General features: G+C 64.9%; 14 protein-coding genes. 12 read left to right on the top strand and 2 right to left on the bottom strand.

The genetic code is table 11. The features are described 5' to 3' along the window. Positions 1 to 60: 60 nt before the first annotated feature. Genes DAUD_RS09130 through DAUD_RS09080 form a run of 11 tightly spaced genes read left to right on the top strand, consistent with a single transcriptional unit; the run spans position 61 to position 10,711 of the window. The gene (locus DAUD_RS09130; RefSeq protein WP_041570921.1) at positions 61 to 1,308 is read left to right on the top strand and encodes a Card1-like endonuclease domain-containing protein; all 1,248 of its coding nucleotides are present in this window, start codon (positions 61 to 63) and stop codon (positions 1,306 to 1,308) included. Positions 1,309 to 1,337: 29 nt separating this feature from the next. Next, on the top strand, positions 1,338 to 3,584 hold the full coding sequence (locus tag DAUD_RS09125) for a hypothetical protein (protein ID WP_166485171.1): 2,247 nt from the start codon (positions 1,338 to 1,340) through the stop codon (positions 3,582 to 3,584). A gap of 22 nt (positions 3,585 to 3,606) precedes the next feature. Continuing rightward, on the top strand, positions 3,607 to 4,320 hold the full coding sequence (locus DAUD_RS11680) for an RAMP superfamily CRISPR-associated protein (protein WP_242647924.1): 714 nt from the start codon (positions 3,607 to 3,609) through the stop codon (positions 4,318 to 4,320). Continuing rightward, a complete protein-coding gene (locus DAUD_RS09115; protein ID WP_012302878.1) occupies positions 4,292 to 5,563 on the top strand; it encodes an RAMP superfamily CRISPR-associated protein in 1,272 nt (423 codons plus the stop codon). Before DAUD_RS11680 ends, DAUD_RS09115 begins: the two co-directional genes overlap by 29 nt. Further along, positions 5,560 to 5,985 (top strand): hypothetical protein, encoded by a 426-nt coding sequence (locus DAUD_RS09110; protein WP_012302877.1) that lies wholly within the window; start codon positions 5,560 to 5,562, stop codon positions 5,983 to 5,985. The genes DAUD_RS09115 and DAUD_RS09110 overlap by 4 nt, the downstream gene beginning before the upstream one ends. After that, positions 5,982 to 6,830, top strand: coding sequence for a type III CRISPR-associated RAMP protein Csx7 (gene csx7 / locus DAUD_RS09105; RefSeq protein WP_012302876.1), 849 nt, complete (start codon positions 5,982 to 5,984; stop codon positions 6,828 to 6,830). The genes DAUD_RS09110 and csx7 overlap by 4 nt, the downstream gene beginning before the upstream one ends. Then, positions 6,823 to 7,722, top strand: coding sequence for an RAMP superfamily CRISPR-associated protein (locus DAUD_RS09100; RefSeq protein WP_012302875.1), 900 nt, complete (start codon positions 6,823 to 6,825; stop codon positions 7,720 to 7,722). Before csx7 ends, DAUD_RS09100 begins: the two co-directional genes overlap by 8 nt. Further along, positions 7,719 to 8,363 carry a hypothetical protein gene (locus DAUD_RS09095; protein ID WP_012302874.1) on the top strand — a complete coding sequence of 215 codons (645 nt, stop codon included), beginning with the start codon at positions 7,719 to 7,721 and terminating at the stop codon, positions 8,361 to 8,363. The genes DAUD_RS09100 and DAUD_RS09095 overlap by 4 nt, the downstream gene beginning before the upstream one ends. A gap of 4 nt (positions 8,364 to 8,367) precedes the next feature. Continuing rightward, complete coding sequence (locus tag DAUD_RS09090; RefSeq protein ID WP_012302873.1) at positions 8,368 to 9,387, top strand: RAMP superfamily CRISPR-associated protein; 1,020 nt, start codon at positions 8,368 to 8,370, stop codon at positions 9,385 to 9,387. A 20-nt stretch (positions 9,388 to 9,407) separates the two neighbouring features. After that, complete coding sequence (locus DAUD_RS09085; protein ID WP_012302872.1) at positions 9,408 to 9,722, top strand: hypothetical protein; 315 nt, start codon at positions 9,408 to 9,410, stop codon at positions 9,720 to 9,722. Positions 9,723 to 9,766: 44 nt separating this feature from the next. Then, positions 9,767 to 10,711 carry a hypothetical protein gene (locus DAUD_RS09080; protein WP_012302871.1) on the top strand — a complete coding sequence of 315 codons (945 nt, stop codon included), beginning with the start codon at positions 9,767 to 9,769 and terminating at the stop codon, positions 10,709 to 10,711. Between the two features lie 82 nt (positions 10,712 to 10,793). On the opposite strand, the gene DAUD_RS09075 is transcribed toward DAUD_RS09080, so the two are convergent. Together DAUD_RS09075 and DAUD_RS09070 are read right to left on the bottom strand one after the other, a co-directional pair. After that, the gene (locus DAUD_RS09075) at positions 10,794 to 11,567 is read right to left on the bottom strand and encodes an OmpA/MotB family protein (protein ID WP_012302870.1); all 774 of its coding nucleotides are present in this window, start codon (positions 11,565 to 11,567) and stop codon (positions 10,794 to 10,796) included. Continuing rightward, on the bottom strand, positions 11,551 to 12,369 hold the full coding sequence (locus tag DAUD_RS09070; RefSeq protein ID WP_012302869.1) for a motility protein A: 819 nt from the start codon (positions 12,367 to 12,369) through the stop codon (positions 11,551 to 11,553). The genes DAUD_RS09075 and DAUD_RS09070 overlap by 17 nt, the downstream gene beginning before the upstream one ends. Positions 12,370 to 12,725: 356 nt before the next feature. Here DAUD_RS09070 and DAUD_RS09065 point away from each other — a divergent pair, with 356 nt between their 5' ends. Next, complete coding sequence (locus DAUD_RS09065; protein WP_012302868.1) at positions 12,726 to 13,229, top strand: chemotaxis protein CheW; 504 nt, start codon at positions 12,726 to 12,728, stop codon at positions 13,227 to 13,229. The last annotated feature ends 3 nt before the right edge of the window (positions 13,230 to 13,232 follow it).

The following is a 13,232-nucleotide window of genomic DNA, read 5'->3' as shown; positions in this document are numbered from 1 at the left end:
GTTTGCTGTCGGGATGGGCGTTTGTGAATAGCTGAATTGTGTCGTTATTGGAGGGAGGATGTGGCGGTGGCGAAGGCCGAGGCGAAATCGAAAGTGATGGTGGTGCTGGTAAGCGAGCAGCGCATGCAGAACCTTATCCCATGCTTTCAGAAGGACAGTACAATCACGAACGTCCACCTCGTACGCTCCAGCGATGCCGATAACCCGGATTCCCGTCTGGGCAAGGCCTGGTCCGACACGAAGGCGGTGCTGGAGGAACGCAAGCTGGAGGTGGTTGACGCGGACGTGGCGGTGGACGCGTACGACCCGGCTAGCACCGAAAAGGTGGTGAAGCGCCTTTTGGACAAACTGGCGCATCACAAGCGGACGGCGGTGGTGAACTTTACGGGTGGTACCAAGTGCATGGCGGTGGGTGCCTACCTGGCGGCGCGGCAGGCGGGAGTAGCCACGTTGTACGTGGACACGGCGCGGCGGCAGTTGCTCCTGCGCGCACACGATGACCAGCCCTGCGCCGTCCCCTTCGAATTGGACGGGCTCAGTATTGACACCTATTTCCGGGCTTACGGGTTGAACCCTCGCGTCAATGACGGCCAAATTTTGGAGCGTTACGCAAAGATTATGACCGTGATACGCCGTTACTGGCCGGGGAGCGCGGCTACGTTGGATATGTGGGGGAAGCACTTTGATCAAAAGTCTTCAAGCCGGCGGAAACGAAGGCTTTCCGGCGCGGTGAAGGTTTCTTGGCGGCCAAGCGATGAAGTGGAATGCGAACTTTGGGCGGTCCTGGAAGAAGCCAGGCTTTTTTGCCAGGAGGGGGAAGAGTTTTTCGCCAGTGCCGAGGCGCGGCAGTTTCTCACCGGGCGGTGGCTGGAGTGCCTGACCTACCAGTTGCTGCGGGAAAGTAACTGCTTTGACGAAGTGGCTTTCGACCTGCACCTGACCGAGAAAAATACCGCCCTTGCGGCGGGGCCGGGAGAAGCGTCACCCGCTTCGACCACTGCGCCAACCGGAGGGGCCGCAAACCAACTGGACGTGGTGACCATAGAACAGGGGAACCTCGCGGTCTTCGAATGCAAGTCCGGCAACCTGCGGGGGCAAGACACCTTGAACAAGTTGCAGGCGCTCTGGACCCGCCTAGGGACTTTTGCCCGCCTTTTTCTGGTGACGAGTTGTCCACTGGACGAGATTTCAGGGGACTTCCGGTACCGGGCGCGTGCCTACCGCCTGGCGCGGATTATTACGCGCGAAGACCTCGAAGATGCCGGGAAGCTGAAGGATGCGGTTTTGAAGGCCGTGGGCGGCTCGTGAGCAAAAACGGTAACCGGGGAGGTTTGGTGGTGTTCGAATGGCGTGACGGCTTTACCGGAAGAAGATATGGTTTCACCAAGGAACAGCAGGACGCCGCGCGGCGGCTGGTAGCCGGGCTCTTGGAGGCAAAACTGAAAAAAGAGGTCGGCGATGACCTGCGGGCGCTGGCCGATGCGGCCGCCGCGTTCTGGGCGCGGGATTATTACCGTTTGGTTTTTCCCCTGGCGTTCGGCCGGGAAGTGGTCGATGGCGGAGTGCGGGCCGTGTTTTTGGACGACCCCGGTGACCGGGTGGATCAGACGGCGGTTTTCCGGAGAGCCCCGCTCGACGGCGCGGCCCGGCCACCCCTGTTGCCGGCGGGCGGGCGGGCGCCGGCCGAGTATCTCTTAGCCGACGTGGTGCTGGTGCGGGCGGCCCTCGCGAATATTTACTGCCGTCAGCGAGGTGTGGATCCCGGGCTTTTGCACGTGCTGCGGCTCGCCTGTTTCACAGGGCCGTTGGCCGCCGAGTTGGCCGCCTCTGGTTTTGACCTGCCGGAGGAGGTACGCCGCCTGGTGGATTTCCTGGAAGGCGACGGGGAACCGCCGGCGGAGCTGGATGCAGAGGATCTGCGCCGACTCTGGGAGGCGGGGGCGGTAGCCGCGGAGGAGGCGATGGACATAGCACCCGCCTCCTTCGCGGTCACCGTGGTGGTCGGGGCGGTGCAGCGCGTTAAGCAGTACGTCTTTGAGACGCCGGGGTTGAACGAGATCCGGGGCGGTTCCGAGATACTGAGCGACGTAACGGAGCGGCTGGCCGTGGACGTCGCCACGGAACTGGGCGCCGAGGTGGTGCTGCGGGCCGCCGGATCCCACCTGGAATTCTTGGTACCGGACGCCGAGACCGGTGCGGCGTGGGAGGCGCGCCTGCGGCGGGAGTTTGTCGCGGCCACGGGGGGCGTGTTGGTGGCGGCGGCGGCCGAAACGTTGCCGGTGCGGGACCTGCTCGGCGATTACTACCGGGCGATGGGCCGGGTGTACCAACGGTTGGAGGCGGCTCGCAACCAGACGCGCCCACTATATCCGGAAACCCTGCCGTTTGAGGAGCGGTGCGCCATTTGCGGCCAGCGGGCCGCCGAAGGGTGGTACCAGCCGCCGGAGGGCGACGCGGAGCCGATCTGCCGGGTCTGCCTGATTAAAAGGGAGTGGGGGCGTGACGCCCGGCGGGATAAAACCAGGGAACTGGAGGAGCAGCTCCGGGGCGGCGGGCGCGCTCTCTGGGGGCTCGGTGCGGACGCCGGACTCCCACAGTCTTTGGACGACCTGATCGTGGGCCACCCGCGCCGCCGCCTGGTGGCGGTGGTGTACGGGGACGGCAACAACTTTGGCGCCGTGGTGCAGCAGCTGAAGAACATCGCCGTGGCGCGGCAGTGGACCTGCCGGGTGGAGGCGGTGACCTGGAGCGCGACCGCCCTCGCCCTGGCCGAAGCGGTGCGGGTGAGCGTACCCGCTCCGCATGCGGCGGCGAAAGAGGCACAGCGGAAGCCGTCGTTACCTTTCCAAGTGCTCGCCCTGGGTGGGGAGGACATCGGTCTCTTTGCCTGGGGGCCGGTTGGGCTACGCTTTGCCGAGCGTTTCGTGGCGTTGACCGACCGGGAGTTTACCCCGGCACCGGGCCACGACGGCGCCCGGATCTGCTTTTCCCTGGGGGTGCTGGTTGCCGATGCCAAAGCGGCGGTGGCGCGCACCGTGGCCTTTAGCGAGGGGGAGTTGCTGAAGTGGGCCAAGCGGGCGGCGCGGAACGCCGGGTACCGGGACGGGGGTACGATCGCCTTCCTGGTGGTGCCGACAGCCGACCAGATCCCCGGCGATCTCGACGATTTCCAGCAGACCATGTACTACCGGGAGGGGGCGACCTTCCCGGTGTGCCTGACTCTGCGTCCGGTCACGGCCGCGGAACTGGGGTTTTTGCTTGACCGGGCCGCGCGTTTACGGGAAGCGGGTTTCGTTGGCGCGCTTGGCCGAATGGCGGCGGCCTTCGTCCGGGGCGAGCCGCGCGTGGCCGTGCTCTATTACCTTTACCAGAAGGCCCGCGAACGCAAGGGCCGCGACGACGGGGGTTTTACCGCGCTTTTGGAGGACACACGCGAGCGGCCGCCGACACTGGCCGACCTTGACTTCGCCGGCCGGGTGCTCGGTACGCGGCGACCTTTCGGCGGTGAACCGGTCGCCGGCGGGCGCGAAACCTACTTTGCGCCGCTGGTGGATCTGGCGGAACTGGTCAAGGTTCTGGAATAAGGGGGGAGACCGTTTGAACGAGGTGTGGCGGTTGACGGTGGAGGTGCGCCCGCTTGGAATGCTGCACGTGGCCGGGCCGGGGCGGCCGCGCCCACTGGTGGACCGCACCGTGGCGGTGGACGCGCGGGGGCGGCCCTACCTGCCGGCCTCCAGTGTGCGCGGGCGTGTGCGGGCCCATCTGGAGCGGCTTTTGCGGGCGTACGGCCTGCCGGTTTGTACCCCGCCGCGGCCACAGCATATGTGTCCGCACGCCGGTCTTGCGGGGACAAGTGACGGTTACTGCCTGGCCTGCCGGCTCTTCGGCAGCCCCTGGCGGGCCGGGGCGGTGACGGTGAACGATTTTTACCCGGTCGGTGTGTTTGAGGCGACGGAGGCCGAATGGGAACGAAATATGGTGGTGCGGACCGGGATCGGGATCAGTCGAAAACTTGGCACCGTGCGGGAAGAGCGGCTCTTTTTCACGGAGGCGGTGCCCGGGGATGATGCGCTCCGGTTTCGGGGTACCTTGGAGGCACGGGCCGAGCGGGCCGTGGTCGGCTGGCTGGTGGGCACGCTCGGCCTGGTGACCCACCTGGGCGGGCAAAAAGGACGCGGCCTGGGCCGGGTGGAACTCGATGTATCCGGTGTGGCCGTGTGGACCCCCGGGCGGGGCTGGGAAGAGATGACGGAACACGAGGTCGAGTCTTTTTGCCGGGAGGTGGTGTCCCTTGCGCTGGCAGGTACGGTTGCGGGTTGAGGGACCTTTGCTGGTGGGCAAGGGAACCCCGACGCAAAACGTGCTACTCGGGCGCGACTACATCCCCGGCAGCGTCTGGCGAGGCGCGCTCGCCGAGGCCGTCCTGCGGGCCGCGGGCGCTCTGGCGCCGGGTGCGGCGGGCCAGGCCGCAGAATTGCCTCCGGAGTTCGGACTGGCTTTCGGTCCGGAAACGCGCTTTGGTTTTCTTTACCCGGTGCCGGGCGAAAAGTGGGACGGTTTTCCGCTGCCCCTGACGGTGCGTTCCTGCAAGGCCCGGCCGGGGTTTGCCTGCGGCGTACACGGCCGGGGGAAAGGCGGCGGCCACGGGGTGCTGGACATGCTTCTCGTGACGTTGCGGCGGCACCTTGGCTTGGCTGAAGAGCTGTCCCCGGGGTGTCCGGAGTGTCGGGAGCGGCTGGACCGCTTTCGGGGGGTGGCGGCCCGAATGCCGCTTTCGGCCGGCCAGGACACGGCGTACGAAACGGTAAAGGTGCGGCGGCAACTGCTGGTGCGGGTCGGGCTCGACCGGCGCACCGAAACGGCGGCCGACGGCGTGCTTTACGCCCTGGACGCCCAGGTGCCGGGGCGGGACCGGGCGCTTTACTTTACGGGTACCTGGCGCGGGACGCCGGAAGCGCTGCACGCCCTGCACCAACTGCTGGACGGCGCCTGCCCGCGCGCCGGCGACGGCTGGGCGATCCGGGTGGGTACCGCCCGGGCGCGCGGTCTCGGGCGGGCCGTCCTGGAAATTACGGAGGCGCAAGCCGTTTTTTTGCCGCCGTTGGAAGAACGTCTGGAGGCCTTTCAACCGCGGCAGGGCGACGGGCAGCCGGCGGACCCGGACCACCTGTGCTTCGCTTTGCTCCTGAAGGCACCGCTACTGGTCCGGGACGCGGCCGGCGTGGCTTGCGGCCTTCCGGCCGCCGCGGTGTTGGCCCCGTATGTTACGTCTCTCCCGGTCGGACTGGAGTTTTTGGAAACGGTCTCGGTGCTCGAATGGGAAAGCTCAGACGGCTGGGCCATGGCCTGGGGTCTGCCCAAACCGGTGCAGGCGGCCCTGGCGCCGGGAAGTGTCCTGGCCTACCGGGCGCCGGCCCGGGAGCGCCGGGCAGTGCTGGCCTTCCTGGAGGAAGTGGAAAACGGCGGCCTCGGTGAGCGCACGGCCGAAGGTTGGGGCGAAGTGGTGGCCTGTGATCCTTTGCATCTTAAGTGCGACGCGGGGAAGGAGGCGGTGAAGCAGTGAAGTCGGTGCAGCAGGCGGTGGACGCCTTAAACGAGCAACTGGTGGCGCGGGCGGAGAAGATCGTGCAGGCGCTGGGCCCGCGCGACGAAAACCAGCAGGACGTGAGTAAGTCCCAGTTGGCCCGGGCGATCGACGTGGCGCGCGCGGCGCAGTCGGCCGCGGTCTTTCAAAACTGGCTGGCCTACCAGGCGGGCCGAAAAGAAACCGGGGCCTTCTGGACCACGCAGGTGGGCGGTCGCCCGTTGATCCGCTGGGTGGAGGGAACCCTCGGCTGGATCGAAAAGGAAATTGACGCCCAGCAATTGGGGGACGCGGCGGTGCGCCGGCAGGCCGTTACCGAGGCGCTGGTGCGGTTTCTCGGTTTCTTGCGGCGCGCGTTTGTCGGTGCCAAGTTCGTGCTGGAGAGGGGGAAAGAGCGGTGAGAGCGTTTGCGGCGGCCGGTTTCTGGGATACTTTCCGGCACCGGCTGGTGGTTACCGGGGAGCTGGTCTGTGATACCGCCCTGCGGGTGGGCGCCGGTACGGAGGCGCTGCTGCCCAGCGCGAGCGACCTACCGGTGGTGACCACTGGCGGGCGGCCGTACATTCCCGGCTCCTCGCTGCGGGGCGTGGTGCGCAGCCAGGTGGAACGCCTCGTCCGCACGCTGGAACGGGAGCCAAGGAACGGGCGTGGGGCCTGCGACCCCCTGGAGGATACGGGCTGGTGTATTCCCCGGAAGGAGATGCAGGACCTGCGTCGAAAAGTCCGCGAGAGGGACGAGGGCCGCGACGACTGGCTGGCCCAGCAGGTCTGGGAGCGGTCCTGCCGGGTGTGCCGGATTTTCGGTAGCCCATGGCTCGCTTCGCGGGTACGGTTCAGTGACCTTTTCCCGCTCGGGGAGACGCATCCCGAGGTGCGGGACGGAGTGGCCATTGACCGCGAGCGGGAGGCGGTGAAAAACAAGTACGACTTCGAGGTGGTCCCGGCCGGGACGCGGTTTGCGCTGGAGATTATGGCCGAGAATCTCGGGACACCGGCGGAAAGGAGCCTTTTGTGGCTGGGGTTGCAGGAGTTGGCCGAAGGCGGCGTCCCGGTGGGCGGCTTTAAAGGGCGGGGCCTCGGCCGGGTGCACCTGGAGCACTTGCGGGTACGCTACGTGGACGCGACCGACCGGGAGGCGCTACAGGCGTACCTGGTACGCCGTGACTGGCGGGAGGCCGGGACAGAGGAAAGGCAGGAGTGGTTGAACGCGTTTTTTGCGGAATGCGGAGGTGAGGCGGGTGCATAGTCGTTTTTACAACGAAGCCGTGTTCACGCTGACCGTTTCTCCGCGCACGCCCCTTTTGATCAAGGCCGGGGGCGAGGGGGCGGCCGCGATGGATCCCACCGTGCCGGACATGAACTTCGTGCGCACCAGGCGGCCGGACGGCCGGGAGGTGCTCTTCATTCCCGGAGCCTCCTTCCGGGGGGTGCTGCGGGCGCACGCCGAGCGGCTGCTGCGTTCGGTGCGGCCGCAAGCGGCCTGCGACCCGCTGGCCCACCGCAAGAAGCGAGAGACCTACGATTTGGAGAAAGCCTGCACATTTGATGACAAGTCTTCTGGACCCGAGGCTTACCGCGGGGCGTGCCACGCCTGCCGCCTTTTCGGCGCCACCGGCTTGGCGAGCCGGGTGCGGGTGAGCGATTTTTACCCGGAAGGAGCCCTTGCCACCGACACCCGCTACGGGGTGGCCATCGACCGGGTTACCGGAGCGGTCGCCCATGGCCCCTTCGAGCTGGAGATAGTCACCGAGGGTTCGTTTGCCGGTGAACTCACCCTGCGCAATTTTACCTTGGGGCAGTTCGGCCTCCTGGGGGCGGCCTTGCTCGACGTAGCGGACGGGCTGGTGCCGCTCGGTTTTGGTAAGTCGCGGGGGCTCGGGCGCGTGGCGGTGGAGATCACCCGCCTGGCGGTGCGCACCCTGCGCGATCCGGAAAGCCACATCCTGGGGGTCGGCGCCCTGTGCGACGAAGCGGCGCGCCGGGCCTTCGCGGTGCCGGGGGCTGACCGGGAGCGGCTGCTGGTGGCGGGCGCTCATACCAGCCGCGCTCGGGGTCTCTTTGTCCTGGAGGCCGCGGGCGAGACAGCGCGTCGCTGGCTGGAGGCGGCCGCACCGCGTTGGGTGGGGGAGCTCGCATGACGGGGTACGTGCTGACTTTCCGGGAGAACCTGGACAATGGAAGCGACGCCGTCGAAATGGTCCGGGGGGTCTTCGCGGCTACGGGCGCGCGCCTGGACGAGGGGTTCTGGGCACCGGGGGCGACCTGGTGGTATGCCTGGAACGAACTGGAGATTCAGCTCCCGACCGTGTGCGCCACGGCGGCGGATCTCGACGCCGGGCGGCTCTTTAATCCCCGCTGGGTCGTGGTACGGGTTTTTGCCCCCCCCGCCGAACTACGGTGGGAACGCCAGGGACGGGGGCGGGTGGTGTGCCTTCTTCTGGAAGATAATGCGCGCCGGCGGTTACCACCCACCCTGGTCGCGGGGGCGGTGCACAAGGAAACGTACCTGGCCACTCCGGGACGGCGGCTATGGAGCGGGAGGCGTCTGGACCTGCCGGGCGGGAGCCGGCGGGGCCGCGTGGAGTTTCCGCGTCCACTTGATTATGGCGTAGAAGATCACGATTACTCCAAGCCTCTTGCCGCCCGGGTTTACCTCTACCAGGACGAGGACGGACTGGTGCAACTGGTCCGCTATGCCGAGCCGGAGTTATTGTCAGAACGCGTGGCGGTGCGGCCTCTTGGTCACCGCGACCGCACGCTGACCGCCGAGGGGGGATGAGCACATGCCGTTTGACGGACCCCCTGAAAAACCTTATGCTTTTGCGCCGCTCCCGGAATCGCTGGCACGTGACAAAGCGTCCGGCCACCACAGTTACCGGGAGGACCTGATGACCGGAGCCTTGGAGTGCGCGCTGGCGCTGTTACGACCGGTGCAGGTGGCCTCGGGTATTGTGAGCTTCGTGCGTGGGGAACGTAGCGGCGAACAACTGGCCGCTCTGCATGCCTCGGTTACCCGGGGCGGCCGGCGAGTATACGTCATTCCCGGCTCCTCGCTCAAGGGCGCCGTGCGGAGTGTGGCCGAAGCCGTTTCCCGGTCCTGTTTTTCGGTAGCTGATAAATCGGTGGACCGCTTGCTGCCTGGATCGCTCAAGCGCTGCAGGCAGGTGCAGGCCCTTTGTCCGGCCTGTCGGCTGTTCGGGATGACGGCCGGGCGGCGGGAAAACTACCTGGGCAGTGTCCACATGGCGGACGTCCCGCTCCCGTCGGGCGGCCGGGTGGCGCTGGTGTACACCCCACTTCTCTGGACGCCCGCGCCCGGCCGGCGTGGCCTGCCGCCGCGCTACCTGCAAAACAGCCGTGTCCGGGGACGCAAGTTTTACTTTCACGGCAAGACGGCGACCGGCCCCGATGCCCGTATCGCCTTGGCGGCCGGCCAGACTCTCCACACCACCATTTATTTCGAAAGCTTGAGTCCGGCACTGTTGGGCGTACTTTTCACTGCGCTCGGACAACATCCGCGGTTTCCGTTTCTTCTCAAACTTGGTGCGGCCAAGCCGGTGGGGCTGGGGAGCGTGCAGGTACAGGTGACGGCTGCGGAATTGCGGAGTACGCCGGCGCAGCGCGGCCGCCTGGGCGGCGCGGCGAGCCGCCGGGAAGGCGAGGCTTTAGAGACCTGGATCGCCGAGTGTTGTCAGAAAGCCGAAGACGAAAACCTCTTAAACCTTGCGGGGCTTGAGCAGGTGGCCACCATTCTGGGGCGTGAGGGTCTGGACAGCCGCCAGTTGCCGTCGGATCCGTATTGATGTATGGGGGTGGATGCCGGGTGGACTGGGAAAAGGTACTGCGGGAGGCGGATGAGTTGGCCCGCCAACTCCGGCGCGCCGGCGTGGACTTGAACGAAGCGGTGAACGAAGCGGAAAAAGCGCTTACTTTTTACCTTTACAAAAACTGCAACGAAGAAGCGATGCGGCGCTACTTAAGCACGATGGCCACGAATCCGCCTCCCCGCAGCAAGAAGACGCAGCGTTACTACTGTGCCATCCGCGACCTTTGGGAAGGGTGGCGCACCGACCTCTCCGGCCGCGACAAGGCCCGGGCCTGGGGCTGGGCCGTCCGCCTGGCCAAGGTAGGGAAGTAGCGAAAGCTGAATACTGCAGACTTGGGCTGAGGGGGGGGGGACAAGTGCCGACGGTGCTGGTGGTTTCGGTGGGTGGTTCCTGCGCGCCGGTGGTAAATGCCTGCCGGGAGTACAACCCGGATCACATCTATTTTCTCTGTTCGGGGGGCAAGAACCCCAGTACGGTGGTGGTGGACGGGCCGGGTGACCCTTGTGGCGATAACCGCACCGTGCGCTGCCCCGGATGCGGCGGCACCGTGCCCCTCGGCAATCCGAAAGGAAAGTCGATCGTGCACCAACTCGGACTGGGGGCCGACCGGTACGAGAAGGTGGTGGTGAAGGATCCGGACGACCTGAAGGCGCTCTTCCGAGAACTGGAAGGTGTGCAGCAAAGCATCGGTGCCCGCTTCCAGGTGCCGGCGGTGCGCGTCGTCGCCAACTACACCGGCGGCACCAAGACCATGTCGGTCGCCCTGGCCCTGGTGGTGTTGCTCCGACAGTGGGAGCTTTCGCTCAGCAAGGGTGAGCGCACCGACCTTATCATGGTGCGCAGCGGGGACATTCCGGTGCTGGTGGACCGCTCGCCTTTTGTCCTGGAATACCACCTGGAGCGTGTCCGCGAACTCCTGAACCGCTACGACTACCGGGCGGCGGAGGAGGTGTTGGCCGGATTGACGCGGCGCGAAGTTCAACCAAGCCCCGAGCAGGAATACATCCTGCGCCTGCGCCGCCTCTGCCGAGCCTTCAGCCTGTGGGACACCTTTGATCATGCGGGTGCTTACGAGTTTCTCAGGGTGTGCAGCGGGCAAAAGCTGGCGCCCTACCTTCAGGCGGCGGCCGGCTTGGCGCGGCGGGAGAAACCAGAAGAAAAATACGCGTCAGTAATGGATCTGGTCTTAAACGCCGCAGAAATGAAAAGGCAGTTCGAAGAGGCCATCCCGACTGCCTATCGGCAGGAGGGCAAGCAGACGGTGATTGTTTTGGACGAGGCCCACCTCTTGAGTGCCTGATAGGGTGTTGGGCAAGGCGAACACCATGTTACCATCCCTTAGAACAAAAACAGGGAGGATTTGTCCCACGGAGATTGCCGGCCTACTGTCGTTGAGGCTCGGTTTTTTCGTATATGCTGCTCAGCACCACAAAGTCCACCCGGCGGTTTCTTTGCCGCCCCTGGGCTGTATCGTTTGTGTCTCTGGGCCGGTACTCGCCGTATCCGGTAGCCGACAGACGCTCCGGGGGGAAGTTGTGCCGGGCGATGAGGTACCGGACCACGCTGGTGGACCGGGCGGCCGATAGTTCCCAGTTAGAGGGGAAACGCGGGGTGTTGATGGGCACGTTGTCCGTATGGCCCTCAATCCGGATGTAGTTCGGGGTCTGGAGCAAGATCAGGCCGAGCTTGTCCATGATCTCCCGGGCGGTAGGGGTGAGATCTGCGGAACCGGTAGCAAAAAGCACTGTATCCTGAATACTGATCACAAGGCCCCTTTCCTCGGTCGTCATCTCAATGTGAGCAGTCAGCCCGGCCTCTTCCATGAGTTCCTGAACCTGCTTCTGGACGGGGGCCATCTGCGCTAAAAAAGCGGTATCGCTTGATTTGACGAAACCTTTGTCCAGTTCCATGGGAAACCGTTCGTCCGGACCGAGTGACGCGTCCGGCGCCTCGATCAGCACACTGCCCTGCCCGCCCAAGGCGTGGTGAAGCGAGCGGGCCAGGGCCGCGAATTTGTGGGCGTCGATGGTGCTCAGGCTGTACAAGACAATGAAGAAACAGAGGAGCACGGTGACGAAGTCCGCGTACGGGAGCACCCAGCGTTCGCGCCCCCCGCCGTGCCCGCCGCCGCCCCCGTGTTTACCCGGCCGCTTCACGGGTCTCCTCCTCCTCCACGTTCTTCTTGGACGACGCCCGGGTGTTCGGGTTCAGAAAAGCGTTCAGGCGCTCGCGGATGATGATCGGGTTGTTCCCGGACTGGAGCGCGATTACGCCTTCCCGAACCAGCTGGCGGAGCATTACCTCCTTCGCGGTGAGAGTCTTGAGCTTGGTGGCGATGGGGAAGCAGATGCAGTAGGCGAACACCACCCCGTACAGGGTGGCCACGAAGGCCGAGGCGATGGCCGGGCCGAGCTTATCCGGCTCCTGGATGTTCCCGAGGGCGACAATGAGGCCCATGATCGCCCCGGCGATACCCATGGTGGGGGCGAAAGACCCCGCCGTCTCGAAAAACTCGTGTGCTACCCGGTGCCGCTCCTCCAGGGCGTACAACTCCGTTTCCAGCACGCCCTTGACCACCTCCGGTTCGGCACCGTCGATAACCAGTTGAAGGCCCTTACGTAGAAAAAGGTCGTCCACCCCCTCAAGGTAGTTCTCCAAGTAGAGAAGGCCCTCACGCCGCGCTTTCTCGGCCAGTGACACGATTTCCTCGATCATCTCCGTCGGACTCTTGGCCCGGTGGTGGACGAGCATGCGCAGGCTCCGGAACACGTCTGAGATGTCTACTTTCCTGAGGGTGGCGATGGAGGCACTTAACGTGCACCCAAACACGACGGCCATAGCCGCCGGAACGATCAGAGAGGAAAGGTGTCCGTCTTTCAGGATGAAGCCGACGACTACGAAGGATAAAGCCGCGAAGATGCCGAGTAAAGTGGTCGGATCGATGCGAATCGCCCCCAATTTTGCCGATTCTGCCAGTAAAAGGTCAAGCTCTTTGTTCTTCCGAGAGCCCCTCGATTCCTTCCTCCGGGCCACAAAATCCGAGAATGTTGTAACACATCATCTCCAACGCCGGTGCAGCCGGAGCGAAAGGCGACTGCCCTTCATTAAAATCAATATCGGCATTTTTGCAGAACAACCCAAGGTCAATCCAGCCACATTTTTCTTGTATATTGTTCGACGGCCTGTATTTTAGGAAGCGAACTCAAGTTTGCCTCCCGAGCGTCCGATTAGACCTTATATAATAAAATAAATAAATACCACACGATATGCAAAAGCCCGTACCGGGGCACTTTTCAATCTGGGGAGGTGAACAAATGGCTGACGCCGAGGCTTCCAGGAAAAGGGAAGAGCAGTTGGTGGTTTTCCAACTGGCCGGTCAGACCTATGGCATGGACATCGCCCGGGTGTTTGAGATCATTCGCATGGAAACGATCACCCGGGTCCCGAAAGCGCCTTCGTTCGTGGAGGGTGTGATCAAACTGCGTGGGAACATCATCCCGGTCATTGACCTCCGGAAACGTTTTGCCATGCCGCCGGCCGAATCAACGGCCAACAACCGTATTGTCATCGTGGAAATGGGCGGCACGACAATCGGCATGATCGTGGACGCGGTTTCCGAGGTCCTGCGTATATCCCAAGCCGACATTGAGCCGCCGCCGCCGATGGTAGCCGGCGTGGACGCCGCCTACCTGCGCGGGATTGCCCTATGGCGGGACCGTCTGATCATCCTGCTCGATCTGGAGAAGATCCTGGCCGAGAAGGAGCAGGCCCGGCTGCGGCAGGCGCGGATGGAACTGGCGGCGGAAAAACCCGCCTGAGGA

The organism is Candidatus Desulforudis audaxviator MP104C, from assembly GCF_000018425.1.
GTDB classification, from domain to species: Bacteria; Bacillota; Desulfotomaculia; order Desulfotomaculales; family Desulforudaceae; genus Desulforudis; species Desulforudis audaxviator.
The sequence above is the reverse complement of the archived record's forward strand: the minus strand, read 5'-3'. Positions and strand labels throughout refer to the sequence as shown.

Bases quoted from the DNA above. Each gene is read 5' to 3' on its own strand.
- DAUD_RS09095 (WP_012302874.1), top strand. From the start codon at position 7,719: ATGACGGGGTACGTGCTGACTTTCCGGGAGAACCTGGACAATGGAAGC.
- DAUD_RS09090 (WP_012302873.1), top strand. From the start codon at position 8,368: ATGCCGTTTGACGGACCCCCTGAAAAACCTTATGCTTTTGCGCCGCTC.
- DAUD_RS09065 (WP_012302868.1), top strand. From the start codon at position 12,726: ATGGCTGACGCCGAGGCTTCCAGGAAAAGGGAAGAGCAGTTGGTGGTT.